The sequence below is a fragment of the Mycobacterium sp. NS-7484 genome (assembly GCF_001953975.1).
Taxonomy (GTDB): Bacteria; Actinomycetota; Actinomycetes; order Mycobacteriales; family Mycobacteriaceae; genus Mycobacterium.
Genome location: NZ_MBEJ01000007.1, coordinates 49,246 through 75,572, shown reverse-complemented (window position 1 = coordinate 75,572; position 26,327 = coordinate 49,246). Strand labels below are relative to the sequence as shown.

25 protein-coding genes are annotated in these 26,327 nt (G+C 65.3%); 7 read left to right on the top strand and 18 right to left on the bottom strand.

Going from position 1 to position 26,327, the window contains the following annotated elements; all coding sequences use genetic code 11:
• Window positions 1–3 precede the first annotated feature (3 nt).
• Genes A5733_RS01180 through A5733_RS01165 form a run of 4 tightly spaced genes read left to right on the top strand, consistent with a single transcriptional unit; the run spans window position 4 to window position 3,627 of the window.
• Window positions 4–1,257, top strand: coding sequence for an amidohydrolase family protein (locus A5733_RS01180; RefSeq protein ID WP_076238754.1), 1,254 nt, complete (start codon window positions 4–6; stop codon window positions 1,255–1,257).
• Window positions 1,241–1,687, top strand: a complete 447-nt coding sequence (locus tag A5733_RS01175) for a nuclear transport factor 2 family protein (RefSeq protein ID WP_067764887.1) — start codon at window positions 1,241–1,243, stop codon at window positions 1,685–1,687. Before A5733_RS01180 ends, A5733_RS01175 begins: the two co-directional genes overlap by 17 nt.
• Window positions 1,684–2,808 carry an acyl-CoA dehydrogenase family protein gene (locus A5733_RS01170; protein ID WP_067764890.1) on the top strand — a complete coding sequence of 375 codons (1,125 nt, stop codon included), beginning with the start codon at window positions 1,684–1,686 and terminating at the stop codon, window positions 2,806–2,808. The genes A5733_RS01175 and A5733_RS01170 overlap by 4 nt, the downstream gene beginning before the upstream one ends.
• Window positions 2,809–2,811: 3 nt before the next feature.
• On the top strand, window positions 2,812–3,627 hold the full coding sequence (locus A5733_RS01165; protein WP_067764893.1) for an acyl-CoA dehydrogenase family protein: 816 nt from the start codon (window positions 2,812–2,814) through the stop codon (window positions 3,625–3,627).
• An 86-nt stretch (window positions 3,628–3,713) separates the two neighbouring features.
• On the opposite strand, the gene A5733_RS01160 is transcribed toward A5733_RS01165, so the two are convergent.
• Entirely contained in the window at window positions 3,714–5,195 is a 1,482-nt protein-coding gene (locus A5733_RS01160; RefSeq protein ID WP_076238753.1) for an adenylate/guanylate cyclase domain-containing protein, read from the bottom strand.
• Window positions 5,196–5,211: 16 nt separating this feature from the next.
• On the bottom strand, window positions 5,212–5,994 hold the full coding sequence (locus A5733_RS01155) for an enoyl-CoA hydratase (RefSeq protein ID WP_067764900.1): 783 nt from the start codon (window positions 5,992–5,994) through the stop codon (window positions 5,212–5,214).
• A gap of 168 nt (window positions 5,995–6,162) precedes the next feature.
• Between A5733_RS01155 and A5733_RS01150 the strand changes: the two genes are divergently transcribed.
• Together A5733_RS01150 and A5733_RS01145 are read left to right on the top strand one after the other, a co-directional pair.
• Window positions 6,163–6,882 (top strand): TetR/AcrR family transcriptional regulator, encoded by a 720-nt coding sequence (locus tag A5733_RS01150; RefSeq protein WP_076238752.1) that lies wholly within the window; start codon window positions 6,163–6,165, stop codon window positions 6,880–6,882.
• Window positions 6,883–7,236: 354 nt separating this feature from the next.
• Window positions 7,237–8,082, top strand: coding sequence for a mycofactocin-coupled SDR family oxidoreductase (locus A5733_RS01145; RefSeq protein WP_067764906.1), 846 nt, complete (start codon window positions 7,237–7,239; stop codon window positions 8,080–8,082).
• A 10-nt stretch (window positions 8,083–8,092) separates the two neighbouring features.
• Here the strand turns inward: A5733_RS01145 and A5733_RS01140 are convergent, their stop codons facing one another.
• On the bottom strand, window positions 8,093–8,899 hold the full coding sequence (locus A5733_RS01140) for an SDR family NAD(P)-dependent oxidoreductase (RefSeq protein WP_067764910.1): 807 nt from the start codon (window positions 8,897–8,899) through the stop codon (window positions 8,093–8,095).
• 27 nt (window positions 8,900–8,926) lie between these two features.
• Between A5733_RS01140 and A5733_RS01135 the strand changes: the two genes are divergently transcribed.
• Window positions 8,927–10,198: a hypothetical protein gene (locus A5733_RS01135; RefSeq protein ID WP_233152588.1), complete on the top strand. Its 1,272-nt coding sequence runs from the start codon at window positions 8,927–8,929 to the stop codon at window positions 10,196–10,198.
• A gap of 8 nt (window positions 10,199–10,206) precedes the next feature.
• Here the strand turns inward: A5733_RS01135 and A5733_RS01130 are convergent, their stop codons facing one another.
• The 15 genes from A5733_RS01130 to A5733_RS01060 form a co-directional block, all read right to left on the bottom strand.
• Window positions 10,207–12,633, bottom strand: a complete 2,427-nt coding sequence (locus A5733_RS01130) for a CaiB/BaiF CoA-transferase family protein (RefSeq protein ID WP_076238750.1) — start codon at window positions 12,631–12,633, stop codon at window positions 10,207–10,209.
• Between the two features lie 4 nt (window positions 12,634–12,637).
• The gene (locus tag A5733_RS01125) at window positions 12,638–13,600 is read right to left on the bottom strand and encodes an enoyl-CoA hydratase/isomerase family protein (protein WP_067765061.1); all 963 of its coding nucleotides are present in this window, start codon (window positions 13,598–13,600) and stop codon (window positions 12,638–12,640) included.
• Window positions 13,597–14,754, bottom strand: coding sequence for a Xaa-Pro peptidase family protein (locus A5733_RS01120; RefSeq protein ID WP_231965542.1), 1,158 nt, complete (start codon window positions 14,752–14,754; stop codon window positions 13,597–13,599). Before A5733_RS01120 ends, A5733_RS01125 begins: the two co-directional genes overlap by 4 nt.
• 14 nt (window positions 14,755–14,768) lie before the next feature.
• A complete protein-coding gene (locus tag A5733_RS01115; protein WP_067764919.1) occupies window positions 14,769–16,031 on the bottom strand; it encodes a Xaa-Pro peptidase family protein in 1,263 nt (420 codons plus the stop codon).
• Window positions 16,028–17,200 (bottom strand): amidohydrolase family protein, encoded by a 1,173-nt coding sequence (locus tag A5733_RS01110; RefSeq protein WP_067764922.1) that lies wholly within the window; start codon window positions 17,198–17,200, stop codon window positions 16,028–16,030. The genes A5733_RS01115 and A5733_RS01110 overlap by 4 nt, the downstream gene beginning before the upstream one ends.
• A 37-nt stretch (window positions 17,201–17,237) precedes the next feature.
• On the bottom strand, window positions 17,238–18,470 hold the full coding sequence (locus A5733_RS01105) for a cytochrome P450 (RefSeq protein WP_067764925.1): 1,233 nt from the start codon (window positions 18,468–18,470) through the stop codon (window positions 17,238–17,240).
• A 9-nt stretch (window positions 18,471–18,479) separates the two neighbouring features.
• On the bottom strand, window positions 18,480–18,674 hold the full coding sequence (locus A5733_RS01100; protein ID WP_067764928.1) for a ferredoxin: 195 nt from the start codon (window positions 18,672–18,674) through the stop codon (window positions 18,480–18,482).
• Window positions 18,671–19,336 carry a TetR family transcriptional regulator gene (locus tag A5733_RS01095; RefSeq protein ID WP_231965543.1) on the bottom strand — a complete coding sequence of 222 codons (666 nt, stop codon included), beginning with the start codon at window positions 19,334–19,336 and terminating at the stop codon, window positions 18,671–18,673. The genes A5733_RS01100 and A5733_RS01095 overlap by 4 nt, the downstream gene beginning before the upstream one ends.
• Before the next feature lie 170 nt (window positions 19,337–19,506).
• Window positions 19,507–20,313 (bottom strand): SDR family NAD(P)-dependent oxidoreductase, encoded by an 807-nt coding sequence (locus tag A5733_RS01090; RefSeq protein WP_067764934.1) that lies wholly within the window; start codon window positions 20,311–20,313, stop codon window positions 19,507–19,509.
• The gene (locus A5733_RS01085) at window positions 20,310–21,134 is read right to left on the bottom strand and encodes an alpha/beta fold hydrolase (RefSeq protein WP_082957541.1); all 825 of its coding nucleotides are present in this window, start codon (window positions 21,132–21,134) and stop codon (window positions 20,310–20,312) included. Before A5733_RS01085 ends, A5733_RS01090 begins: the two co-directional genes overlap by 4 nt.
• 680 nt (window positions 21,135–21,814) lie before the next feature.
• Window positions 21,815–22,303, bottom strand: coding sequence for a hypothetical protein (locus tag A5733_RS01080; RefSeq protein ID WP_142253742.1), 489 nt, complete (start codon window positions 22,301–22,303; stop codon window positions 21,815–21,817).
• Between the two features lie 52 nt (window positions 22,304–22,355).
• The gene (locus tag A5733_RS01075) at window positions 22,356–23,825 is read right to left on the bottom strand and encodes a DUF4185 domain-containing protein (RefSeq protein WP_076238748.1); all 1,470 of its coding nucleotides are present in this window, start codon (window positions 23,823–23,825) and stop codon (window positions 22,356–22,358) included.
• Window positions 23,826–23,909: 84 nt separating this feature from the next.
• Entirely contained in the window at window positions 23,910–24,491 is a 582-nt protein-coding gene (locus tag A5733_RS01070; protein ID WP_067764946.1) for an NADPH-dependent FMN reductase, read from the bottom strand.
• Window positions 24,492–24,497: 6 nt separating this feature from the next.
• On the bottom strand, window positions 24,498–25,484 hold the full coding sequence (locus tag A5733_RS01065) for a cyclase family protein (protein ID WP_142253741.1): 987 nt from the start codon (window positions 25,482–25,484) through the stop codon (window positions 24,498–24,500).
• A 14-nt stretch (window positions 25,485–25,498) separates the two neighbouring features.
• Entirely contained in the window at window positions 25,499–26,326 is an 828-nt protein-coding gene (locus A5733_RS01060) for a coniferyl-alcohol dehydrogenase (RefSeq protein WP_067764952.1), read from the bottom strand.
• Window position 26,327: the final 1 nt, after the last annotated feature.

The window sequence follows — 26,327 nt, the reverse complement described above, 5'->3', positions numbered from 1 at the left end:
CCGATGTTGACCCTCAAAGCCGCGGGTCTTGTCGACGTCGATGCCGGGACGATCATTCGTCCCGGCATTGTCCGTGTCGACGGTGACCGCATAGTTAGCGTCGGCGGAGCCGGCAAATCCGGCACTGTGGGTGGGGAGATCCCGGCCGACTCCGAGGTGATCGATCTCGGAGACTCGATCCTGCTGCCCGGCCTGATGGACATGGAAGTCAACCTGCTCATGGGTGGCCGGGGCGAGAACCCGGGCCTGTCACAGGTGCAGGATGATCCCCCGACCCGCGTGCTGCGTGCGGTGGGTAATGCCCGTCGTACATTGCGGGCCGGGTTCACCACCGTGCGCAACCTCGGGCTCTTCGTCAAGACCGGCGGATACCTGCTCGACGTGGCGTTGGGCAAGGCCATTGACGCGGGCTGGATCGACGGACCTCGCATCGTGCCGGCCGGACACGCCATCACCCCCACCGGCGGGCACCTGGACCCGACGATGTTCGCGGCGTTCATGCCGGGCGTGCTGGAGCTGACCATCGAGGAGGGCATCGCCAACGGGGTCGACGAGATCCGCAAGGCGGTGCGCTACCAGATCAAGCACGGCGCACAACTGATCAAGGTGTGTTGTTCGGGCGGGGTGATGTCGCTGACCGGTGAGGCCGGGGCACAACACTATTCGGACGAGGAACTCCGCGTCATCGTCGACGAGGCCCACCGACGCGGCTTGCGGGTCGCGGCCCACACTCACGGAGCCGAGGCCGTCAAGCACGCTGTCGCCTGCGGCATCGACTGCATCGAGCACGGCTTCCTGATGGACGACGAAGCCATCCAGATGCTCGTCGACAACGACCGGTTCCTGGTCACCACGCGCCGCCTGGCCCAGGCCATGGACGTGTCGAAGGCGCCGAAAGTCTTGCAGGACAAGGCTGCCGAGATGTTCCCGAAGGCCGAGACGTCGATCAAGGCGGCGTACGAGGCCGGGGTGAAGATCGCGGTCGGCACCGACGCGCCGGCCATCCCGCACGGCCGCAACGCCGACGAGCTTGTGACGCTCGTGGAATGGGGCATGCCGCCGGCCGCGGTGCTGCGCTCGGCCACCACGATCGCCGCCGATCTGATCAACGCCACCGACCGCGGCCGGCTGGCCGAAGGGCTGCTCGCTGACATCATCGCGGTGCCAGGCAACCCACTCGAGGACATCAGCGTTACACAGCGTGTGGATTTTGTAATGAAAGGCGGTAAGGTTTTCCGCAATGACCACATCAACTGACTCCCCGAGCCGCATCGAGGATCTGATCGAGATCCAGCAGGTGCTCGCCAAGTACGCGGTCACCATCACCCAGGGTGACATCGACGGTCTGATCAGTGTTTTCACCCCTGACGGCACCTACAGCGCATTCGGCGAGACCTATACGCTCAATCGCTTCCCCGTGCTCGTCGACGCGGCCCCCAAGGGCCTGTTCATGACCGGCACCGCGCTGATCGACCTGGTAGAAGGCGCCGATACGGCATCCGGCACGCAACCGCTGTGCTTCATCGAGCATTCCAAGCACGACATGCGCATCGGCTACTACCGCGACACCTATGAGCGGACCGCCGAGGGCTGGCGGTTGAAGACCCGGGCCATGACCTTCATCCGGCGCAGTGGCGATCACGATCACGGCCGGCCGCATGCGATCGGCAGGCCGGAAGCAGGATGACCGACCTCTTCGACCCTGCGACGTTCCGTGCGGCACTGCAGGACTGGCTCGCCGAGAATGACCTGACCCCGCCGGACGACCACTCGCTGGCCGCGCACATGAAGCAGTTCGCCCAAGTGATGCGCGCGCTCTACGACGGCGGCTGGGGCCGTTACGGCTGGCCCGAACATGCCGGCGGGCTCGGCGGCCCGGATGTGTTGCGCGCCATCGTCGGTGAGGAGATCGTCGGCCGGCGCCTCGCCGAGCCGGGCCCGTACTCGATGATCGAGGTGCTCGCACCCACGATGATCGACTACGCCACACCCGAACTGGCCGCGGAGATGCTGCCCAAGATGCTCTCCGGGGAAGAGCAGTGGTGCCAGGGCTTCTCCGAACCCGGATCCGGCAGTGACCTGGCCTCGCTGACCACCCGCGCGGTCCAGCGCGAGGACGGCAAGTGGGTCGTCAATGGCCAGAAAGTGTGGACCAGCTTCGCGCAGTTCTCGCACCGCTGCATCCTGCTCACCCGCACCGGCGACGCCGACACTCCCAATCATCAGGCCATCACGGCGTTCTTCGTCGACATGGATTCCCCGGGCATCTCGGTACGGCCCTTACACACCATGCACGACGTCGACGAGTTCTGCGAGGTGTACTTCGACGACGTCGAGGTCGACGCGAGCCGCATGCTCGGCAAGCCCGGCGACGGCTGGCAGCTGGCCATGGACCTGCTTCCCTATGAACGCTCGACCTGCTTCTGGCAGCGCATCGCCTATCTGTACTCCCGGTTCGACGCGTTGGTCGAAGCGGTGAAACGGCAAGGCCAGGTGGTGGATTCGGATCTCGGTGAGGTCTATCTGGCCCTGCACACGCTGCGTTGCCGCTCGGCGGCCACCCAGCGCCGTCTGGCCGAGGGCCACAAGTTGGGCCCGGACACGTCGATCGACAAGGTGCTGTTGGCCGGTGCCGAGCAATTGCTCTATGACACCGCGCGCAACCTGCTTCCCGGGGTCATCGAGCTCGAAGATTCCGAATGGCGCACGGAGTACCTGTATTCGCGGGCCGCCACCATCTACGGCGGGACCGCCGAAGTACAGCGCAACATCATCGCGCGCCGCCTCTTGGACCTCGGGAAGGAGTGAGCCATGGCCGCCACGACGGAACCGGGCTTGGACGCCGAGTCACTCGGCCTGCTCGAAGACACCCTGCGCAAGACCATGCTGGCCGCGTCGGGCCCTGAGCTCGACACTGCGCTGGCCGAGCTCGGCTGGGCTGAGATGCTCTCGGACATGCCCGAGGTCGCCATGCCGCTGGTGTTCCGGCTGCTGGGCGAAACCGGTTCGCACGCCTCGGTTCTCAACGACGTGCTGCTCGAGACCATCGGCGGTCTGCCCGGTGGCACCCCGCCCATGCCCTATGCCGGTGGCACCTGGGTGGTGTGGGAACGTGAGAGCAGCGCCGAGAATCCGACCCTCGGCGGGCTGCCGTTGCGTCAGGTCCCCGACGGCCAACTGCTACGGATCTCCGAAGCACGCCGCGCGCTGGGTTGGTGGCTGGTCGGCTCGGCCCGGGCGATGCTGGCCCTGGCCCGCCGGCATGCGTTGGACCGGGTCCAGTTCGGCAAGCCGATCTCGTCGTTCCAGGCGGTCCGCCACAAACTCGCCGAGACCCTGGTGGCCATCGAAGGTGCCGAGGCGACGCTGAGCCTGCCCGGTTCGGACAACGTCGACCTGAACTCGTTGCTGGCCAAGGCTGCGGCAGGCAAGGCCGCGCTGACCGCCGCCAAGCACTGCCAGCAGGTACTCGGCGGCATCGGCTTCACCGAGGAGCACGAACTGCACGTGCACGTCAAGCGCGCCCTGGTGCTCGACGGATTGCTGGGCAGCTCACGGGAACTCACCCGTAAGGCCGGCTCCGGCCTGCGGGCCCGCGGCACCGTGCCCCGCCTGGCCCAGCTGTAGCGTTCCTCTGCCGAGCAGACATAAACCCTTACCCTTTCCGCGAAAAAGGTAAGGGTTTATGTCTGCTCGCGGTAGGGGGTGACCCACTAATCCGGGAGCGGTTCGGCGAAGACCGTCGCCGTCGAGCGACCACGCAGCACCGTCGAACCCTGCACCACCCAGTGCCGACTTTCGTCGGCATCGGCATGCGCCAGCGCACTACCCGAGCACAACACCGTCGTCTCACGGTCCTTGGCGTGATCGGCCAACCGGGCGGCTTCGTTGACCGCGTCGCCGATCACCGTGTATTCGTAGCGGTTCTCGGCACCGATGTTGCCGGCGAACACCGAGCCACACGAAATGCCCACGCCGAACTCGACATCCGGCAGCTGGTGCAGCCGTGGGGCCAGGGCCCGGGCGGTGGCCAGCGCCGAGGTGGCCGGATTGTCCAGGCGCAGCGGCGCGCCGAACACAGCCAGCACCGCGTCACCCTCGAACTTGTTGATCAGGCCGTGGTGGTGCTCGACGGTGTCCACCACGATCTTGAAGAAGCCGTTGAGCAGTTGCGCCACCTCTTGCGGCGGTCGAGTGGCGCCCAACGCGGTCGAGCCGACCAGGTCGACGTAGAGAACCGCGGCCTCGCGGACGTCTCCGGTGACTGCGGCGCCCTGCTCCAAGGCGTGCCGGGCCACGTCGACCCCGACGTAGCGGCCGAACAAGTCGCGCAATCGATTCCGCTCGGCCAGCCCGGCCACCATCCGGTTGAAACCGTATTGGAGCCGGCCGATCTCGGACGATTCGTACACCTTGACCGAGACTCCGGACCAGCCGCGTTCCACGGCCTTCATGGCCAGGACGACTTCTCCGACCGGGTCCGACACCGAGCGGGCCACCAGGAACATCGAGCGCAGTCCGAACATCAGCGAGATGACGGCCACCACCAGCACCGCAGCCTCGACCGGCGCCGTCTTCTGCACGAACCAGCCGTTCGAGCGGGCCAGCACGATCAGCGCGATACCGGCCAAGGGCAGCCCGCTGAACAGGGTCCAGATGGTGACCAGCCGGGCCAGCACACCGGGCATCCGGACCAGCATGGCGGAGGACGCGGTCAGCGAGGCAGCCACGATCGGCCGCAACATGCGTTGGGTCACCAGGAATCCCATGCAGGCGGCCGCGATTCCACCGAAGAGGATGGCACCGCCCATCACGTACGCGACGCCTCCCCCGACATCGAGGTTCAGCAGCGTGTACACCAGCGCGCTCACCGCCCAGGTGCTGAACTGGATGATCGTCTGACGCGGTGCAATACGCATGGCGGCACGTTGCTGCTGCGGCGTCGGCTCATCCCCCGCGGCAAACCATCGAAACGTCGGATGAACGAGGACCCAGCCGACGACGGTATCGACGATCGCGGCCGCGACCATCAGTGCGATCAGGGCAACAAGGTTCGCCTGGGTCAACAACTCCCGGGCATCACCGACGGTGTTGCGACTGAGCGCCAGCACCACCAGCGTCACCGCAACGGCCGCGGTGGTCTGCGCGTAGATCTGGCGGGCCGCGTAGGCCACGCTGAGCCGGATCGCCCCCATCCTCAGAGGCCCACCGCTACTTGATGTTCTGCTTCATCCCGTCGATATCCATGAGCACCGGCCATCCGCTGACGCTAAGCGCATTGCCGTGCCCGGTCTGGTGAATATCGAACACCGATTGGATCGCGGCGTAGAAGCCCTGCACATCGAGGGTCTGATTGACCGCACGCTTGGCCTGCCGCAGTGCGAACGCGGGCATCCGCGCGATCTGTGCGGCCAGTTCGGCCGTCTGGGTGTCGAGTTCGTCGCGCGGGACCACCCGGTTGACCATGCCGGTGCGCTCGGCTTCCTCGGCGGTCAGGGCCCGGCCGGTGAACAGGATCTCCTTGGCCTTGCGGGCACCGAGTTCCCAGGTGTGCCCGTGGTATTCGACACCACCGATACCCATCAACGCCACCGGATCGGAGAACAACGCGTCGTCGGCGGCCAGGATCAGATCACACGGCCAGCACAGCAGCAGGCCACCGGAGATGCAACGGCCTTGCACGGCCGCGATCGACGGCTTGGGCACGTTACGCCAGCGGAGGGTGTATTCGAGATAGCGCCGCGATTCGTGCTCGATCAGGAATTCCAAGGTGATCTTGTCAGGCACCGGTCCCCCGCCGCGCAGGTCGTGGCCCGCGGAGAAGTGCTTGCCGTTGGCCCGCAAGACGATCACTTTGACATCGTGGTCCTCGGCGGCCCTGGTCCACGCGGCGTCGAGTTCGTCGAGCAGCTCGGGGTTCTGCGCGTTGGCGGCTTCCGGCCGGTTCAGCGTGATCGTGGCGATCGAGTCGCTGGCGTCGTAGTCGATATACACGTCATTCCTTCTGCTCACAGCGGCCCGAAAAGAGCGTCGAGAGGCACAATTTGATGTGAAAGGCTTCTTCCCGAAAGGCTTCTATAATTCCCCCGGTGAGAATACTATTCTCTCAGTGCGAAAGTTACAATCTCCAACACATTGGCCGCGAGGGGGTCTGGGACCACAATGGCAAGGCGTTCTCCGGTACAGTCAGTTCATGTTCTCCCCACTCGACAAGCGTCGGACCAGCCAGTGACTACCGCTGGCGAAGAACCAGCTTGGAAGCAGCGCGCTGTCGAGCGGTCGATCAAAACCGCCAAGTTGCGGGCTGCCCAGCGCGTGCAGCGGTTCCTCGACGCCGCCCAGGCGATCATCATCGAAAAGGGCAGCACCGACTTCACCGTGCAGGAGGTCGTGGACCGCTCCCGGCAGTCGTTGCGCAGCTTCTACCTGCAGTTCGACGGCAAACACGAGCTTCTCCTGGCACTGTTCGAGGATGCGCTGAGCCGATCGGCCGACCAGATCCGGGCCGCCACCTCCACGCAGGATGAGCCGATCGAACGGCTCAAGGTCGCCATACAATTGCTCTTCGAATCGTCGCGCCCCGACCCGGCCGCCAAACGTCCGCTGTTCACCGACTTCGCCCCGCGTCTGCTGGTGTCGCATCCGTCAGAGGTGAAGGTGGCCCATGCGCCGCTGCTGGCCCTGCTCACCGAGCTCATGGTGGAAGCTTCCGACGCCGGCCAGCTCCGCCCCGGAATCAACCCGCGACGCATGGCCGCCATGACCATGCAGACGGTGATGTTCGTCGCGCAGTCCAGCGGCGGAGCCGACGAGGCCTCCGTCCACCCGATCACCGCCGATGAAGTGTGGGACTTCGTGGCCAACGGCTTCGTCGCAGGCTAGCCGAGAACAGCGTTCTCTAGCAGTCAGAAGTACCTTCGCCCGGCGCTGTGTGCCGGATCTCATACCGGCCGCCGCCGACCTGATCGCGCCGGTTTTCCCGTTTGCATATCGCACGCACGGGCGCCATCGATGCACTCCGCACCGACGATGCGCCCCGCATCGCGATCGGGGTTCGGACCGTCGCACACTCTCTTGAGCTCGCCTCGCCGAGAACATCATTCTTCTAAGCGGAGAGTACAAATTGCTCGGACCGCATCTGTCGTTGACACGGCGGGCGGCCCGGTGACAGAGTGCTGAGCAGCTGCACAGATTTCGCCGAACGTAGCTGCTCACGAATACAGAACTGGGGTAACAATGACTGGACGGGTGGAAGGCAAGGTCGCGTTCGTCACGGGCGCTGCTCGTGGCCAGGGACGTAGCCATGCGATACGGCTGGCCCAAGAGGGCGCCGACATCATCGCGATCGACATCTGCGGACCGATCCGGCCCGGCGTGGAGACCGCCATCCCGGCCTCCACCTCTGACGACCTGGCCGAGACCGCGAACCTGATCAAGGGCCTCAACCGTCGGGTGGTTACCGCAGAGGTGGACGTGCGCGACGCCGACGCGGTCAAGGCTGCCGTGGACAGCGGGGTCGAGCAGCTCGGTCGCCTCGACATCATCGTGGCGAACGCCGGCATCGGAAACGGCGGGGACGTCCTGCACGAAACCAGCCAGCTGGACTGGGACGAGATGATCGACATCAATCTCTCCGGCGTCTGGAAGTCGGTGAAAGCCGGTGTGCCGCATCTGATCGCAGGTGGCCGCGGCGGGTCGATCATCCTGACCAGCTCGGTGGGTGGCCTCAAGGCGTACCCGCACTGCGGCAACTATGTCGCCGCCAAGCACGGTGTCGTCGGCCTGATGCGCGGCTTCGCCGTCGAACTCGGCCAGCACAACATCCGTTGTAACAGCGTGCATCCCACGCACGTGGCCACCCCGATGTTGCACAACGACGGCACGTTCAAGATGTTCCGGCCCGACCTGGAGAACCCGGGCCCCGACGACATGGCGCCGATCTGCCAGCTGTTCCACACCCTGCCCATCCCGTGGGTCGAGGCGGTGGACATCAGCAACGCCGTGCTGTTCCTGGCCTCGGACGAGGCTCGTTACGTCACCGGCGTGACCCTGCCGGTGGACGCTGGAAGCTGCCTCAAGTAGGCCCGGATCCCTAGCCTGGGCCGAGTGTTGCGGCACCGGACTGCGGGTGGCGGTACCAGCCACCCGCAGCCCGTGTGCCTCCGTCCACATGGATCGTCTGCCCGGTGATGTAACTCGACAGGCTGGAAGCCAGAAAGACTGCGGTCCCGGCGATTTCGTCGACGTGACCGGCCCGCCCCAGCGGTATCGCGTCGGCGATGCCTTCCGGCAACCCGTCCGGAGACAAGGCCAACAGCCCCTCGGTGACGGTGAGATCAGGCGCGATCGCGTTGACCCGGATGTTGTGCGGCGCAAGCTCGAACGACGCGGTCTGGGTGTAGTTGATGACGCCGGCCTTGGCCGCGGCGTAGGCAGCGTAGCCCGGTGCGGCCCGCACTCCTTCGATCGACGTGAGATTGATGATGCTGCCGGATGATCCTTCTGCGACCAACTGGCGCGCCACCCGCTGTGTGCACAACAGCACATGGCGCAAGTTGCTCTTATACAACGCATCCCAGCCATTCTCGGTGGTCTCCAGCAGCGGTGAGGAGAACACGCCACCGGCGTTGTTGACCAGGACGCGCACGGTGCCCAACTCCGCAATCGTCTGCACCAGCGCGGCATCCACCTGCTCGGCGTCACGTACGTCGGTGACGATACCCAGACAACCGATCGAATCGGCGGCCTCTGCGCAGGTGTCCGGGTTACGCTCCCAGATCGCCACGGAGGCACCGAAGGCGGCCAGGCCGGCGGCAACTCCCCGGCCGATCCCGGTGCCGCCGCCGGTGACCACGGCCACCTGTCCGGTGAGCAGAATGTCAGAAGGGTTGATAGCCATGGTTGTCGAGGTTAGATGCAACGCTGGGTGACCGGGGACGCTACCGGGCTTGAATTTCCCGCTGATCCCGAAGCCCTGCGGATTGCCGGCCCGGATTTCCTGACCACGGCGCTGCACGCCTTCGGCGTTCTCCCACAACGTAACCAGGTCGTCGCGGTCACCCGGTTCGAGGAATGCTCGGGCGGGAGCACCGGACGCAAGGCCCTCGTGGATGTCCGCTACGCCGATCCCGCTGACGGATTGCCCACCGAACTCTTCGTCAAGTTCTCCCGCGACTTCGACAACGCCCGCCGGGATCGAGGCAAGACGCAGATGGAACTCGAAACAGCATTCGGAGCGCTGTCGGCTCGCACGGCACTGCCGATCAGGGTGCCGCTGTGTCTGTTCGCCGACTATCACCAGGCCTCAAGCACTGGGGTGCTGGTGACCGAGCGAATCGCCTTCGGCTCCACCGGCATCGAACCCCACTACGACAAGTGCCTCGACTACCGAATGCCCGACGCGCTCGGCCACTACCGGGCGCTGCTCACGTCGGTCGCCCGTCTGGCTGGAGCACACCACGGCGGTGAGCTGCCCGAAGCCGTGGCCGACATGTTTCGATACGACGCCGCCAAGGTCGCCGTCGGCACCCGGGTGCGTCGCTCCCCCGCCGATCTGACCGCGCAGGTCCGCCGATTGGCCGCCTTCGCTGTGCGGTATCCGGCGCTACTGCCTGCAGTGGCCCGGCGTGCCGAGTTCATAGACCGCGTGCTCACCGATGTGGTCCGGATCGACGCGGCCGAAGATGCCGTGATGGCCTGGCTCCACGCGACCGACGAGCAGGTGGCGCTGTGTCACTGGAATGCCAATGTCGACAACGCCTGGTTCTGGACCGAACCACACGGCACGACGGCCTGCGGTCTGATGGACTGGGGTTGTGTCAGCGTGATGAATGTCGCGATGGCCCTGTGGGGTTCGTTGTGCAGCGCCGAGACCGGCATGTGGGAAGACCACCTTGACGAGCTGCTCGCCCACTTCGCCACCGAGTTCCACGCAGCCGGTGGGCCGGCACTTGACGTGAACCTGCTACGCCATCAGCTCGTGCTCTACGCCGCGGTGATGGGCGTGGCGTGGCTGCTCGACGTGCCCACGCATCTGCAGGCCGTGCTGCCTGATCGCAACCTCGACCGCTTCGACCCAGTGATCGCCGAGAACGAGGCGATACGATCACCGCTGCTTATGTTGAGCAACGTTCTGCACCTCTGGGCCACCGAGGATTTCGACGCCCTCCTCGACGCGCACGCGTATCGGCGGCGCTGAAACACCGCTCAGCGAGCTGCTTTTCGGCGTCCACCGACGCCGGGCTCGGTACCGATCACGCCGTCGGAGGCGAGTGCGGCGATCTCGTCGCCCGACAGACCCAGCTCGGTCAGCAGTTCGTGGTTGTGCTCACCCAGCAGCGGTGCGGCGTGGCGGTGCAGCTCCCGCGGCCCATTGGCGAGGCACACGGGCAACGTGCTGTGCGGAGCCGGGTTGTTCACCGGATGTCCGACATGCTCGAAGAACCTACGGAAGCGCAACTGCGGCACGTCAAGTTGCCGGTGCGGCTGCATCACCTTGGCCACCGGGATACCGGCGGGCCACAGCGCCTCGACGATCTCGTCACCGCTGCGGGGCAGGCACCAGGCCGCCAATCTCTCGTCGATCACATCGTGGCGGGCACGTCGTCCGGCGGCGGTGCCCAACTCCGGATCCGTCGCCCAGTCCGGCTGCCCGATCGCGGCACACAACGCCTGCCACTGGGCGTCGTCGCTCACCGCAATGGCGACCCAGCTGTCCGCCCGGCCGAACTCGTCGATGTCGGCGCACCGGTAGATGTTCTGCGGGGCTGCGGCCGGACCGCGGTTGCCATCGCGCTGCAGCAGTGCACCGTAGGCCGAGTACTCGATGACCTGTTCGGCGGCAATGTTGAGCGCAGCGTCGACCATCGCGGCCTCCACCAGCACGGCCTCGCCAGTGCGGCGGCGGTGCTCCAGCGCCAACATCAGCGCCAAAAGCGCATGTACCCCGGCGTTGGGATCGCCGACCGAATACGGTTCGAACGGCGCGCGGTCGGGATAACCGGTGAGCCAACTCAATCCGGACGCGTCCTCGATGATGTACGCGAAGGCCGGGTTGTCGCGCCACGGGCCGTCCAGTCCGAAACCGGGCATCCGCACCATCACGATGTCCTCGCGGAGGGCACGCACCGATTCGAAGTCGAGCCCGATCTGGTCGATCACCCGGGGAGTGAAGTTTTCCACCACCACGTCGCACGTCGCGATCAGACGACGTAGCAGGTCGCGGCCCGCCTCGGTTTGGAAGTCCAGGGTCAGGCTCTTCTTGTTGGTGTTGAGCGCACTGAAGATCGGTGAGCGCTCCCACCACTGTTCGACACTGGCCGGGATGCCCGCGATCAACCGGGTGCCGTCCGGCCGCGGCGTCGACTCCAGGTGGATGATCTCCGCGCCGAGCATGCCGAGCGCATGCGTGCACGACGGCCCCGCCCAGAACGTCGTCATGTCGAGCACCCGCAGCCCACTGAACGGCAGCCGATCTTTGGCGGGCGTGCCGACCGGGACGGCGCGGGGCACTCGTTCGGCAGCCCGGGCCTCTTCGGTGTGCTCGCCGAGCCTTGGCGCCGGTGCGGGACCGCTCAACGTGACGCCGGAGAGCCGGTACGGCGCTGCGGGCTGGATGAATCCCTGCCCCGGGTTGCGGACGAACGCCTGACGCTCGACGAAATGGTCCATGGCCGTGACATTTTCGCCGTTGCCCACCGGCGAGTTGGGGATCCGAAATGCCGAAGCCAACTCTCGGACATCGTCGACCTTCTGCTCACGCAACCAGCTGTACAGCTCGTCGGCATGCAAGTTGGCCTGCTCGGTGATCGTCAGCTCCGACGTCTCGTCGATCCATTCGTCGTGGCCGGACATCGCACACAGATCCCACCACTGCTGGGCAGTGCCACAACCCAGCGCCACGAGACCATCGGCGGCTTCGGCCACGCCGGGAACTGTGGGCCTGCGCTCCGTGCGCCACGGTCGGCCCAACATCTCGAAGTAGGTCACGGGATAGTACGTCAGGCCGAGGATCTGGGCCTCGAGCGCGGACAGATCCACCAGCTCGCCGACGCCGTCACGCAGCGCACGGGCCCGAAATGCCAGCGTCATCGCCGCCGCATACGCACCGGTCAACCAATCCCCAACCTGACCACCGATCGACACCGGCGCCCGATCCTGCACGCCGCGGCCGATGCCGATCGCTCCACCCGACCACGCCTGCAGGGTGAACTCGGTGGCGGCCCGACCACTCCACGGACCGTCCAGCCCGAAGGGGGTGATCGTGGTGACGATCAGATGCGGATACCGCCGGAACAGGTCCTCGGGCGCGAGGCGCTGTGCGACAGCCGATTCCGGCGACCAGATCACCGCGTCAGCCGTGGCCACCAGGCTCTCGAGCAGCTGTGCGTCGTCGTGGTCATCGGGGTCGACGACCACGCTGCGTTTGCCACCGGCCAGGAAGGTGAACAGGGCGCCGTCCTCGTCGGGCCCGACCCGGGAGCCTGAGGCCGACCAGCGGCGCAACGGATCGCCCTCGGGTGCTTCGACTTTGATCACTTCGGCGCCGCCGTCGGCGAGGATCTTCGTGGCGTAGGCCCCCGCGATCCCCGACGACAGATCGATCACGGTGTAGCCGTCAAGTGGTGCGCTCATGTGTCTATTCGGGTTTGGCCCGGTTCTTCTTGGACAACCGGAACTCGGGTGGGAACTTGCTGTCGTTGTCGTTGACCGCGGCCGAGAGTCCGGAATCGATCGACTCGAACATGTCCAGGTCGTCGTCGCTGTCGTTCGCCACACCGTTGCCCATGGACTCGAAGAACGCGCTCAGCAGACTGCCCATGTACTCACCCTGCTGTTGCTTGAACACCTCGAAGAAGAGCTTCTGCTGGAACACGGTGTCTACCGGGCGGTTCCGGGCACAGGCCAGGGCGTACTTGGCCACCTCTGTCTCCAGTTGATCGCGAGGCACGACCTTGTTCAGGAAGTTGCAGTCATACATCTCGGCGGCGGTGAAGGGCCGGCCGGTGAACACCATCTCCTGGAATTTGCGCAGGCCCATCATCTGCACCCAGGTCCACATGCGTGGTCCCCAACCGTGGTACCGGAACGACGGATGGCCGAACAGCGCGTCCTCGCTGGAGATCACCAGATCGGCGTCGGCGCACTGGTAGAAGTGCCAGCCGTAGCAGTAGCCCTTGGCCTCGACGATGCTGATCTTCTTGAAGTCCTGCAGGGCGCGGTTGCCGGCCTGCGAATTGGCGTACCAGGCGGAGATGGTGGCACCGTTGCGGAAGGTGCCCTTCGGCGGGTAGGTCACCTCGCCGACACCGTCATCCTCCAGCCGCAACTCGGCCAGCCGCACCGCCGGATTGTCATTGCCCTCCATGAACTCCGGCAGGTCCGCGCCACTGCCGAGGTTGTCACCCACCCCACGGATGATCACCACCTTGACGTCGTTGTCGGCGTTGGCGGCCCGTAACACGTCGGCGTAACGCAGCCGGGCCATCGACGTCGGCGCGTTGAGGAACTCCGGCCGGTTGAACGTGATGGTGGCGATCTTGGTCTTGGGATCCTTGTCGTAGAGGATGATCTCCTCAGGTGTGGGGCGGGTGTCGGTCATGACGCCGACCATGTCGCCGCGTCGGACAACACCTCGGGGCCCCGGTCGGTGATCAGCACCGCATCGCGGGTGAAGACCGAGCCCACACCCTTCTCCCACACGTGCGCAGTAACGGCCAAAACCATTCCTTCCTCAAGTCGCTCACTGTCAACGGTCGCCTGGAGTTGCGGCGTCACCACCGGTGGATCGAAGCCGAGACCCAGTCCATGCGCCACCGGCATCGGTGGAACCGGCTCCCCGGCCTCGGCGTACGCACGGAGCAGGGCTGCGGCGCTCGCCCCGGGCCGGCAGGCATCGACTAGCTTGTCCCACAGGGCATCCCGACGCGAGTACAGCGCCTGCACGGCGGCCGAGTCGGCAATCTCACCGACCGGCCACGTGCGGGCCACCTCGCCCACATAGCCGCCGGCCAGCACACCGGCCGACACGGCCACCAGGTCGCCGTCGCGTAACCGGCCGTCGCCCGCGGAACGGCGGAACGGGCTGTCCTTCGACGTGATCCACGCCGAGTCCTGCGTGGCCGGGGTGCTGATACCACCGGCGGCTTCGCATTCCATCAGCGCCCCGGCCAGGTTGCGCTCGGTGTTGCCGGGCGCCACCGCGGCGACCGCAGAGGCCAGTCCGTGCTCGGCGATTCGCAGCGCGGTGCGCAGCGCCTCGATCTCCTCGGGCGTTTTGATACGCCGTGCCGCGCGCATCGCCGGTTCGGCGTCGACGAGGTCGGCGGCGGGAAAAGCCATCGGCAGCAGCGTGGCGAAAGTCGGTGTCAGCGCATCGGTTCCGACCCGCGTGAACGTATCGGCCCCCGGTATACCCTGCAGCACGCCGATCAACGTCATCGGGTTCCAGCACAGACCGTAGAGGTTCTCGTGCGGAATCTCCTCCGGGATGCCTTCATCCCACGTGCTGTTCAGGTACAGCGCACCGGTGTCGCGGGCCAGGCTGCAGATCGGGCCGAACGGTCGGGTGCCGGCCACCCACAGCTGCGGGGCACCGCTGACGTATCGGACGTTGGCCTGGCGTCCCAACACCAGGATGTCCAGGTCGTCGGCCGCCATCTGCGCCAGCACCCGTTCCCGGCGCCCGGTGCGCAGGGCAGGTGAATCGGGGGTGACGTCGAAATTCGCGTCGATGTTGGGGGTTTGGATACTCACGTGTTCGCTCCCGCTCACCGATACGGGTCGTAGGGGTAGTCGGTCAACGGCATCCACCCTTCTTCGGTGATCACCACGATCTCTTCACCGCGGTAGCCACCGGTTCCGTCCTCCCACACGACCGGTTCGAGCACCAGCAGCATGCCGGCCGGGAACACGAAGTTGTCGTCGAACTCCTGTCCGAGGTCGGTGCCGATCATCGGCATCTCGGCGGCGTTGGAGCCGATGCCATGGCCGATGTAGAAGTGCGGCAACCACGGCTTGTGTCCGCCGGCGGCGGCAATGGCGGCGCGGGCCAGATCTCCGTTGGTGGCACCCGCTTTGGTGACGGCGAGGACCGCGGCGAGGATGTCGCGCCATTGGTGGAACTGGGCCTGCTGCCGTTCGGTGGGCTCCTGCCCCACCACCCAGGTGCGGCCGAAGTCAGAACAATATCCTCGGTAGGTGATCGACACGTCGGTCCACAGCACGTCGCCCTGTTTGAGTTCACGTTCGGTGGACAACAGCGGCAGCGCCAGATCGCCGTGCGTGGTCCATGCACCTTCGGCCTTGCTGGCCGGCATCACCTGCCAGATCGCCTCGAGCATGCTGGCCGTCGCGCCGAGTTCGAAGGCGCGGCGCAGGAAGTGTGCCGACAGGTCGGTCTGCCGCACGCCCGGAGCCAACGACTTCTGCACGTCCACCATGGCTTCTTCGGTGATCCGGCAAGCCCGACGGACCGCGGCGATCTGATCGGGAGTTTTGACCAACTTGGCCGCGCCCACCACCGGTGCGGCGTCCGTCGGTGGGGTCGCGAACAGCCGATCGCCGGCGCGGCGCATCGCCCCGGTCAGCTCATCGACGGCGAAGGACGCCCCGGCCGGCACCAGACTGGCCAGTATCCGGCGGAAATGCTCCACGCCCTCGTCGAATTCGAGGAACAACGGCGGATGGAGATGGTCGTCGGGCAGGTCGGTCTCCAGCGGGGCGCCCTCACGTGCCGGCAGGAACAGGTGTGGGTATTCGTCGTCGGCCAAGACCACGGCGATCGGACGCTCGACATGCGAGAGGCCGGCATCCAGAAGGGGCCAGCTCGCGCCGGTGGCATACACGACGTTGCCGTTGCCGAGCAGCACCAGGACGTCGACACCGTGCTGCCGCATGGCATCACGAAGACGCACCCCAACCTCACGGCGCATCCGGCCGAGATCGGGCTCGTCGGGAATGTCCATCCAGCTCAAACCGGACCGGACGATCGTGGTCACCCCCGAGCGCGTCGCCGTCGTCGGCGTCGTCATACCAATCCCAGGAACTTCTGGACGTTGGTGGAGACGATCTTGACGGCGTTGTCCGGACCGACGGCCTCCACGACGGTGGCCAGCGACTTCTCCGAATACCCGAACGTGCTCTCGTTGTGCGGGTAATCGCTGGACCACATCACGTTGTCGACGCCGATCTCGTCGATCAGGCGAAGCCCCAGCGGGTCGACCATGAACGAGGCCGACATGTGCTTGTCCCAGTAGTGCCGGACATCGTGCTGCAGTTCGTGGTTGAACATGTGCCGGTAGGAGGCCAGCATATGCTCGGCGTCCTGCAAAGCCGTGGGCACCCAGGCGATTCCACCCTCGAACCACCCGATCTTGAGCGTGGGATGGCGATCGAGAATGCCGGAGAAGACGTACTTGGCGAACTGCTCCCGGAACGAGTCGACGTTGACCATCATGCCGACGACGACGCTGTTGTTCTGACATGGTGTCTTGGGCGGGGTTTCGCCGATGTGGTGGCTGACCGGGATTCCCGACGCCTCGATCTCGTCCCACACCGCATCCATGTCGGTGCTGCCGTAGTCGTAAATGTTGCCCTCGTCGTCCTTACCCGGGTTCAGCGGCAGCAGGAACGTCTTGAGGCCCAGCGACTTCAACTCCTCGAGTGTGCTGCGCGCCCCTTTGGGGTCCCACCAGTTGATCAGCCCGACGCCGTAGAAATGGCCGTTCGACTGCTCCTGCAAGGCGGCGATGTGCTCGTTGTAGATCCGGAACACCCGCTCGCGCAACGCCTTGTCCGGGTAGTGGAACAGGGCGAGCACCGCGTTCGGGAAGGCCAGCTCCTTGTCGATGCCGTCCTCTTTGAGTTCTCGGATGCGTGCGGCGATGTTGTTGGACGCCGCCCCGGCGAGGTCGTCGTACTGCATCAGCACGCGGCCGAAATCGCCACCGGTCCAGGCCTTGCCCTTCATGCCGACCATGTAGGCGCCGTCCTCGTACCAGATTCGCGGCGCGGCGCCCTTGAGCTCCTCGGGGAAGCGCTCGTAGAAGATGTCGTCGGCCACCGAGATGTGGTTGTCGGCGGAAAAGATCTCGGTGCCTCTGGGAAGACCGGTCAAACCGTCGGCCGATGCATGCCCTTTGCGGTTCTTGGGGGCACCGAAACCTTCTGGTGGATAGAGCGTTTGAGTCGCGGTAGACATTTCACATCTCCATTCGGGCTGTGGGCTGAAAGTCAGGTCACCAGGTGACGGGAAGCTCGTAGACGCCGTAGGCGAGGCGGTCATGCTTGAAGGGGACCTCGTCGAACGGGATGGCCAAAGCCAGGGTCGGGATGCGACGCAACAGCGTGTGGAAGACGATCTGCAGTTCGGCGCGTGCCAGCTGCTGGCCGACGCACTGGTGACGGCCGTACCCGAAGCCCAGCTGCTGGCCGGCGTCCCGACTCAGGTCGAGCTTGTCCGGTTCTGGGTAGGCCTTGGCGTCCCAGTTGGCCGGGGCCAGGTCGATGATGATGCCCTCGCCGGCGCGGATGGTCTCGCCACCGACCTCGATGTCCTCGATCGCGACCCGGCGCTGACCGGTCTGGATGATCGACAGGTACCGCATCAGCTCCTCGACCGCGTTGGCGATCACCTTGGGATCCTCGGCGTTGCGCAGGAAGTCGGCCTGTTCTGGGTTTTCCAGCAGGGCCAGGATCCCGATGCCGATCATGTTGGCCGTCGTCTCGTGCCCGGCGATCAACAGACCGGTGCCCAGCTGCGCGGCCTCCTTGACGCTGATCTCGCCCGCCGTGACCCGTTCGGCCAGGTCCGACACGGCGTCCTCGGAGGGATGGGCCTGCTTCTCCTCCACGAGGTTGATCAAGTACTGGTGCAGGCTCATCGCGCCCTTCTGCATGGCGTCGGCAGCTGCGTACCGGGCCAGGCCGGCATTGGCGTGCTCCTGGAAGAACTCGTGGTCTTCGTAAGGCACACCGAGCATTTCGCTGATCACCACGGTGGGCACGGGCAATGCCAGTCCGGCCACGATGTCAGCCGGCTTGGGCCCGGCCAGCATCTTGTCGATGCACTCGTCGGTGACCTTCTGGATCGCCGGGCGCAGGCCCTCGACCCGCTTGAAGGTGAACGGCTTGGACAGCATCCGGCGGAACCGGGTGTGCTCTTCGGCGTCGGAGGTGAACACCGAGCGTGGCCGCTTGTCGACCGTGGACAGCATGTGCTCGTTCCAGTGCGGGAAACCCGAGCGACGGTCGTCGACGCTGACCCGAGAATCGGCGAACAGCGTGCGCGCCTCCTCGTGACCGGTGATCAGCCACGGGGTGTCACCGTTCCAAATGCGTACCCGGGACAGGCCTTTGACCTTGCCCATGTCCAACATCTGTGGCGGCGGGGCGAACGGGCAGGCCGCCGCGCGCTCCATCGGGTAGTCCGGGATGTCGGTGGCGGTGGTGTCGGTAAGGGTTTCAGACATGGGTGGGTGTCATTCCTCGATCTCGATGGCCAGGGCTGGGCAGGCCGCTGCGGCGCGGCGGGCATTGTCGGCTTGGTCGGGTCCGGGGGTGGGCTCGAGCAGCACGACGACGCCGTCCTCGTCGCGCTGGTCGAACACCTCGCCGGCATTCAGCACACACTGTCCTGACGAGACGCACTTGTCCTGGTTGACAGTGACTTTCATACGCGGTCGCTTTCTCGTGTAACCGGTGCCAACCACAGACCGACGATGGCGTCGATCAGGCCCGAGGCGGCACGTTGCCAGGACGGCCTGGGCAAGGTGTCACCTTGAGCCATGGCACGTTCTCGATCGGCACAGCTGTGCATCAACAGGTTGCGCGCCATGATGTTGCGCTCCACGCGAACCTCGTCGGGCAGTTCGGGTAGGCAGTTCTTCATTCCCTCGATGACCTGGACCAGCGATGCCGAACTCAGGGCGTCGCGCACCACGATGTCGTGGTAGGCCGGGTCGGTCATCACCTGCGCGGCGAACCGGGCATACCACGTCGGGTTGCCCAGAGCCGCAAGGTGTTCGGTGAGCGGCTGCACCAGGCACGCCACCCAGTCGCGCAATTGGGAGGACCCGGCGGTGTCGGCGACCATCTGCTGTCGCAGGCACTCGATCGGTCCACGGTGCTTGTGTTCGATCGCGCGGACCAGATCGGTCTTGGTGCCGAAGTGATAACCGACCGCGGCGTTGTTGCCCTGCCCGGCCGCCTCACTCACCTGACGGTTAGAGACGGCGAACACGCCGTGCTCGGCATAGAGCCGCTCGGCCGCCTTGAGGATCGCCTCCTGGGTGCCGAGGGCCCGGTCGGCCCGCGCAGTCCGGCTGGCTGTCGTCACCGTTACAGTCAACGCCTCTCCTGTAATTAAGTCAAGCAGTTGATTTAATCTGTGTGCGGAGCCGCGCCACGCAGCCACACCAACGTGCCGACACTACGGTTTCTGCCGGAAAAACCTGGTTACCAGGGCAGAAACCGTAGGCTCGGCGGCTTCTTCGGGGCTCAGCGAGGCTAACTCTTGGGCTTGCGGACGATGACCTTGCCCGCGACGGTGCCCCCGTCGATCGGCAGCACGGTACCGGTGACATACCGCGAACGGTCGGTGGCGAAATACAGTGCCGCCTCGGCCACATCCTCGACCGTGCCCTCCCGCTTGAGGGGACGATCGTTGCGCATCTGAGCCCGAATCCCGGCCTCGAACTCCTCGATGCGCTCCCGCTCTTCCGGCGAGGCCGACTTGGCCACGATCGCGGTGCGGATGTTGCCCGGCGCGATGGCGTTGACCCGGATCTCGTAGTGCGCCAACTCGATCGCCGCGGACTTGGTGAATTGGATGACCGCGGCCTTGGACGCCCGATAGGTCATCACGCCGCCGCCGGCCTGGATCCCACCGATCGAGGTCAGGTTGAGGATCGATCCACCGCCGTGCTCGGCCATGTACCGCGCGGCGTCACGGGTCCCGGCCATGACGGCCCGCACGTTGACCCGCATCACGGTGTCGAAATCGGCCAGGTCGTCATCGAGGAACCGCCGGTGCATCCGGCCCGAGACCCCGGCGTTGTTCACCATCACGTCCAGACCGCCGAAGGTGTCCACCGCGGTCGACACCAGGGCGCCCACCTGCTCGATGTCGGCGACATCGGTAGCCAGGAACCGCGCGCTCTCGCCGAGTTCGTCGGCCAGCGCTTTGCCGCGCTCCTCATCGATGTCGCCGATCACCACCCGCGCGCCCTCGGCGGCGAACCGCCGCACCAGGCCCTCACCGAGACCCGACGCCCCGCCGGTGACCACGGTGACTTTTCCGGCCAGTTCGTTCATCGCACCTCTTTCAGGAATTCCAGCAGTACCGCGACGAGCGCGGCCGGTTGTTCGATCTGCGGACAGTGTCCGGCGCCGGCGATCACCGCACTACGCGCGCCGGCGATCTGCCCGGCGATGTCGGCGGCCCAACCGGACGGCAGCAGCTTGTCACGATCCCCCTCGATGATCATGGTCGGCACACCGATCCGGTCATAGGCACGTTTCGACGACGGTGTCGCCGGCGCCTCAAGGCCCGGCCGCCGAAAGCGGGCCGCTGCCAAGGATTCCCACGCTCCCGGCGCGACGCTGGACTCGTAGCGCCGCTTCACGTAGGCCTCGTCGGCCGGGTAGGCCGGATCGGCGAACAGTGCGGTGACGATGCGTCGCATCCCCTCCAACGTGGCGTCGTAGTCGTACAGCGCGGCCGAATGCTCGTTGCGCTGGATCTCCCCTCCCCCGCAGATCGCGGTGAGTGATCGCACCGGGAGCCGCGGAGCCTCCGATGTCATGTCGACGAGCAGGTTGATCGCGCCCATCGAGTTGCCGACGAAATGTGCTGAGGCGACGCCGAGTTCGGCACAGAACCGCCCGATGTGACGGATTCGCATGCCGCGGCCGTCGGTGAAGTCGACGACCTTGGCGCTCTCACCGAAGCCCAACATATCCGGCGCGAGCACCCGGTAATGCTCGGCCAGCGCACCGATGACGTGCTCCCAGCCGAGTTCGGCGCCGGCGCCGAACTCACCGCCGTGCAGCAGGACAACCGGGTCACCCTGCCCGGCTTCGAGGTAGCTGGTGGTCAGGCCGTCGACGTCGATGCTCTTGCGGGTGAAGTCCACGGCCACACGATACTGTCGTTTTCCGATTTAGAGAACAGCATTCTCCAGCTTATGAATTGACCAGAGCGCTTAGTAACGATCAGACGGTTACTCGCCGGCTCCGTCAAGCCTCATCGGCAGGGCCACCTGTCATACCTTTGGCAGCCATCCCGACCACGTGGTCGACAGGATGAAACCGCGACCCTGCGGGTCTTTGCACGCCGTAGTTCCTGAACCGTCCACTCCGCAGATCACCCCATCGACGGCGATCGAATGCATAGCAGGAAGTGTCTTGATCGCAGCAGAGCGGTCATCCGATGGAACGACGAATTTCAATCCCGACGCTGTGCCGATCCAATTGACACGAGGTCCGCCGTTTGACGTTGGAGACGCAGGCGGAATACCAGGCAGATCGTTTCCGATGCACTGCGCCTGTCCCGATAGAAAGTTGCAGGAAACACCGTCGGGCGTACGGAAATACACCTGCGTAGAGGGCCTGCCAGGCGTCATGGCATCCACCGCATATTCACCAGCGTCGGCCGGAGCGTAGGTGCCGATGTTAGGAAACTTCGGCAAGCCGGCCTGCGCTCCACCAGTGCCAACCGTAGCTACGGCGAAAGTTCCGAGGGCTGCGATCCCCACGCAGGCGACGCCCACACGATTGACACCGTCTGTGACGCAGTCACAAACTATTTGACGTCTCACACTTTTGGCAGCCAGCCCGACCAAGTCGATGACAAAATAAAGCCACGGCCCTCCGAGTCTTTGCATGCGGTTGTACCCTTATCATCCACGCCACATGTCGCCCCTCCCACCGTGATGGAGTGATAGGGCGGAAGTTCCTTTATCGGATGGTCACGCACCGTACCGTTCTCATACGGTGTCGAGCCGGCACGTTGTACGCCGACGGCTGTATCAATGTACGTGTACGGGTTCTTATCTTTTTCCTGAATTCCAGGGAGGTTGCCTCCAGTACATCCCACCGCCCCGGAAAGGAACGTGCACGGTATCCCATCCGGCGTCAGGAAAAAGACCTGACCAGCGGGCATACCAGGCGTGGAGGTGTCTATCTCGTATTCCTGAGCGTTAACCGGGACGTAGCCGCTGATGTCAGGGAACTTTGGCGAGTCGGCCTGTGCGGTACACGCGCTTAGGTAGACACTCATAACTCCTGCAGCGACGGCGGCCATCTTTGGAATCATTTGTTTCCTATCAAGGCGGATTACTTCAAAGCCGTAGCGGTCATTGTTTAGGATTCACCCTGAACTCCCCGACAGTATATGGGCTGCCTGTGTCCGTATTCCATTGACTGACCAGTACGCCCATGTCATTTAGAGTTGCGCCAGGCATGATGTAACCGCCATAGTTCTGCGGTACCTTGCCGACCTCGCCCCAGCGACCGCCTTCTGCGACGGTGGTAGCTGGGGCGGAAAATATTTCGGCAGGTGTTTCACCAACCCGAACCTCGACGTCTCCGGTAGTTGCATTGAATCCGGATAGAACGGGTTTCCCTTCAACTTCACGAAAGCTAAGTTCGCCGAACGCTTGACCACGGCTAACGTCTACGGCTTGCTGTCCCGGTTGGCCCCAATCCTGCCCCGTCCACGGCTGCCAGGCATCGCGGTCCGTAACTTGATCCGCGTCAACCCGATACATGGTGACGCCCTGGTTGCGGTCAAAGGTATCAGCGGCGATGTAGACATTGCCGTCATCGGCCTCGAACCCGCTGATCTGGGAAGGAGCGCTCCCTGGCGCACTCGCCCGATGGTTCGGGTCGTTCGGCAGCGGAGCGGGAGCAGATTCCCATGGCTTCCACGAGTCCTTACCGCCAGGAACATCGACGGGAACCAGTCCCCGTCCGTTCGAGAGGTCGGTGCCCTTGTTGACCTCCACCAACCACGAGCCGCCCTTAGGGGCCAGACCTTCGTTGGTATTGGTACCGACCACCATCATGACCGTGCGTCCGTCGCGCATCTGGATGCTTCCCGAAGGCAACGCATTGTTCGCGCCCGCCTCAGCCACCGCCTTCGGTAGAGGGAACAACACGTTGGGACTGCCATCCGGTCCAGTGATTGGCTTGCCGAACTGTGGACGCCCTTGTGCGTCGAAAGTGACCGGCACCGCGACCGACGGGTAATGGGTGCCATCACCCTGCTTGTCGCCTGTATACGAATCGCCGAATATCGCGATCTTCTGGCCATTTGGCAATTCGATAATTTCGCCGAGATCGGCGGCCCCGATACCAGGGATCCCGGGGTACGCACCCGTCCCCGCCACAGGGCCAAGATTGCGGACTTCGCCCTCCGCCAACGGTCCGTTGTCAGACATGCCCGGCAACAAAAGATCTTGCAGGGAAGTCGGCGTGTCCCCGGCGGGGACTCCCGTAGCGGTCGCAATGGCCTGTGCCAGGTCACCATCGACTGAAGCTCCAGCGGCCAGAGCCTTCGCTATGCGCGCTTCCAGGTCGGCGACCTTGTCCGCGACTTTCTGTGCCGACTCGGCATCGAGGTGCGTCGTATCCGGTGGCGTCAACTGATTGGTGTCCGTGTTCACCTGAACTCCGGGTGCTTCAGCGGCGTAATTCAACAGGTCGCGAACATCATTCGCCACGGCTTCGGCGTCAGTCTCACAGCGGTCCATCGCAGCCGCCGCAGTCTTCAGTTGCCCCGAGGCAACATCGTGCAGTCCAGCGATCATCAACATCGAGCTCATGGCCGCGCCCGCAGCCTCAGCAACCAGCGGCCTCGAGGGGGCAAACGGGATCGCGTGCCAGACGATCTCATCTTGCCGAGGACGTCACTGCGCCGCCCCACCCGACCGGCCAAATGTCAGCAGCTGCGTAGCAAGCATGTCGAGTTGGCTGCGCACCGGACCGTCGGCCAATGCGCCTGACTCGTCCCAGATCTGGTCTGCGGAGTTGATCGCCACGCCCAGTGGCGTGGGCCAGGCGCGCAGCGCATGACCGATCGAACGCAACTGCCCCAGCGTGCCCACCGCGGCCTGCCAGCCGTAGGCACAGCTGATGCAGCCCCACGGGGTGTTGTCCAGATAGACCCGCGGGTCCTCGCGCAGATCCTCGATGTAGTCCAGCGCGTTCTTCACCAGACCGGAGATCGCGCCGTGATAGCCGGGTGAGCCCACCACCACCGCATCGGCGTCGCGAAGCGCCGAGACGAATTCCAACGCCGCGGGGGTGCGCTCCAGCGAATGCGGGGCGTACATCGGCAGGTCGAGGTCCGGTCCGGCGAACATCCGGGTCCGACCACCTTGCCGCTGCACCGATTCCAGGCAGTACCGCACGGCCCGCTCGGTCGATGAATCGGCGCGCAGCGTGCCACCGAGCCCGACGACGAAGGGCACTTTCTCAGTTGACGTCATACTTCCTCATTTGATCGCAACGGGATTCACCGGCGAACCGACAGCACCGGTGACGCGCAGCGGCGGGGCGATGAGCTGGAATTCGTAAACCCCGTCGGTCGCACAGTCGGCCGCCAATGCGCCCAGATCCCAGTATTCGCCGAGCATCAGACCCATATCGCGCAGGCAGAGCATGTGCATCGGCAGGAATGTGCCCTCGACCCCGTTGGCCGGGTCGGGATCCTCGACCATCAAATTATCGGCGGCCACCGCCGCCACCTCGTGGTCGTGCAGCCACGACGCGCAACGCCAATCCAGTCCAGACCCGGGCTCGGTACCGTCCCCGTTGGTCAGAAACCGTGTCCACCAACCCGTGTGCACGACGACGATGTCGCCCGGAGTGATCGCCACGCCCTGCGCGTTGGCCACGTCATCGAGCTCGGCCGGCGTGATCGGATTGCCCGGTTCCAGGAACTGCTCGGCACCGCGGTGACGGACCACATCCAGCAGCACGCCCCGGGAGGTGATGCCCTTGCCGTCCACCTTGTCGATTCCGCAGTGGAAGGCCCCGAAACTGGTCACCGAATCGGCCGGGAATCCGTTGTAGAGCTTGTCTTCGTAGTAGACGTGCGACAACGCATCCCACTGCGTGGCGGCCTGCAGTGGCATCACGATCATGTCGTCGTTGAACCGAAACGGGTTGTCCACGAAGAATTCGCTGACCTGATGGGCCACCGAATTACGCAACCACTGCGGTCCGTACTGCGCCAGCGTGTTGGCATCACCGCCGTCGACGGTCATCACATGCGTCGGGTTCTGCCGGAACTGGAACGCCCCCTGCGGCCCGGCCGAGGAGAAGTCGCCGCCGAGCGCGAACACCTTGCCCTGCTTGACCAGCGACGCACCCTCGGCGACCTTGTCAGCGGTGATCAGATTCAGCGTGCCCAGCTCGTCGGCATCGCCCCAACGTCCCCAGTTGCGCACGTCGTCGGCGACCTTCCGAAAGTCGCTCATCGTCCCGGCCACGCTCAACTCCTCTGCTCGGTGTCGACTCCAGCATCGAACAGATCAGCCTGCCGCTGGGCCAGAATGCCGCCATCGGCCCAGATCACCTGCCCGGTGACGTAGCTGGCCGCTGCACTGCCCAGGAACACCAACAACGAAGCCTGCTCGGCCGCTTCGGAATTGCGGCCCAGCGGGGTGGTGAACGAATCGAGATAGTGCTGACCGTAGGCCGAACGCAACTGGTCGAGGATCGGCGTCTCGGTCACCCCGGGCGCGGTGCAGTTGATCCGGATGCCGCGCGCGCCGAGTTCGCCGACCCGGCGCATCCCGTAGAGGATCATCGCCTCCTTGGACAGTCGGTAGCCGCCGTCAGCAAGTGCCTCGGGATGCTCGGCGCACCACCGCAATCCCTCCTCGACGGAAGCGGTCTTCACCAGACCTGCTGTGACAGCGACGTTGTCGCGATACCCCGATGCCGCCAACGAGGACACCGAGGTGATCGACCCGCCGTCGGCGATGTCGATGGCCTCGGTGAACTGCCGGGTTCCCAGGAAGTTGATCCGCACCACCAGCAGCGGATCACCGATACCCGAGGACACCCCGGCCACGTTGAACAGCGCGTCCACCGACCCGTCGACGGCCCCGGCGGCGCGGTCGACGGAATCCGGGTCGGCCAGGTCCAATTCGATGAACTCGTCGGGCAGGTGATCGGGTGGCCGGAGGTCCAGACCCGTCACCCGGGCGCCGAGTTCCCCCAATGCCCGGGTGGTCTCGGCACCGATGCCCGATCCGCAGCCGGTGACCACGACGTGCTTACCGTCATAGCGCACCAGATCGCTCAGCAGGGGCACG

Excerpts from the sequence above, each read along its gene's own strand:
- A5733_RS01070 (WP_067764946.1), bottom strand. The coding sequence starts at position 24,491 with ATGACGTCAACTGAGAAAGTGCCCTTCGTCGTCGGGCTCGGTGGCACG.
- A5733_RS01110 (WP_067764922.1), bottom strand. The coding sequence starts at position 17,200 with ATGTCTACCGCGACTCAAACGCTCTATCCACCAGAAGGTTTCGGTGCC.
- A5733_RS01125 (WP_067765061.1), bottom strand. The coding sequence starts at position 13,600 with ATGACCGACACCCGCCCCACACCTGAGGAGATCATCCTCTACGACAAG.
- A5733_RS01160 (WP_076238753.1), bottom strand. The coding sequence starts at position 5,195 with ATGGGGGCGATCCGGCTCAGCGTGGCCTACGCGGCCCGCCAGATCTAC.
- A5733_RS01130 (WP_076238750.1), bottom strand. The coding sequence starts at position 12,633 with ATGAGCGCACCACTTGACGGCTACACCGTGATCGATCTGTCGTCGGGG.
- A5733_RS01090 (WP_067764934.1), bottom strand. The coding sequence starts at position 20,313 with ATGAACGAACTGGCCGGAAAAGTCACCGTGGTCACCGGCGGGGCGTCG.
- A5733_RS01165 (WP_067764893.1), top strand. The coding sequence starts at position 2,812 with ATGGCCGCCACGACGGAACCGGGCTTGGACGCCGAGTCACTCGGCCTG.
- A5733_RS01080 (WP_142253742.1), bottom strand. The coding sequence starts at position 22,303 with ATGGCCGCCGTCGCTGCAGGAGTTATGAGTGTCTACCTAAGCGCGTGT.
- A5733_RS01115 (WP_067764919.1), bottom strand. The coding sequence starts at position 16,031 with ATGACGACGCCGACGACGGCGACGCGCTCGGGGGTGACCACGATCGTC.
- A5733_RS01145 (WP_067764906.1), top strand. The coding sequence starts at position 7,237 with ATGACTGGACGGGTGGAAGGCAAGGTCGCGTTCGTCACGGGCGCTGCT.
- A5733_RS01105 (WP_067764925.1), bottom strand. The coding sequence starts at position 18,470 with ATGTCTGAAACCCTTACCGACACCACCGCCACCGACATCCCGGACTAC.
- A5733_RS01180 (WP_076238754.1), top strand. The coding sequence starts at position 4 with ATGTTGACCCTCAAAGCCGCGGGTCTTGTCGACGTCGATGCCGGGACG.
- A5733_RS01175 (WP_067764887.1), top strand. The coding sequence starts at position 1,241 with ATGACCACATCAACTGACTCCCCGAGCCGCATCGAGGATCTGATCGAG.
- A5733_RS01075 (WP_076238748.1), bottom strand. The coding sequence starts at position 23,825 with ATGAGCTCGATGTTGATGATCGCTGGACTGCACGATGTTGCCTCGGGG.
- A5733_RS01065 (WP_142253741.1), bottom strand. The coding sequence starts at position 25,484 with ATGAGCGACTTTCGGAAGGTCGCCGACGACGTGCGCAACTGGGGACGT.
- A5733_RS01100 (WP_067764928.1), bottom strand. The coding sequence starts at position 18,674 with ATGAAAGTCACTGTCAACCAGGACAAGTGCGTCTCGTCAGGACAGTGT.
- A5733_RS01140 (WP_067764910.1), bottom strand. The coding sequence starts at position 8,899 with ATGGCTATCAACCCTTCTGACATTCTGCTCACCGGACAGGTGGCCGTG.
- A5733_RS01150 (WP_076238752.1), top strand. The coding sequence starts at position 6,163 with ATGGCAAGGCGTTCTCCGGTACAGTCAGTTCATGTTCTCCCCACTCGA.
- A5733_RS01170 (WP_067764890.1), top strand. The coding sequence starts at position 1,684 with ATGACCGACCTCTTCGACCCTGCGACGTTCCGTGCGGCACTGCAGGAC.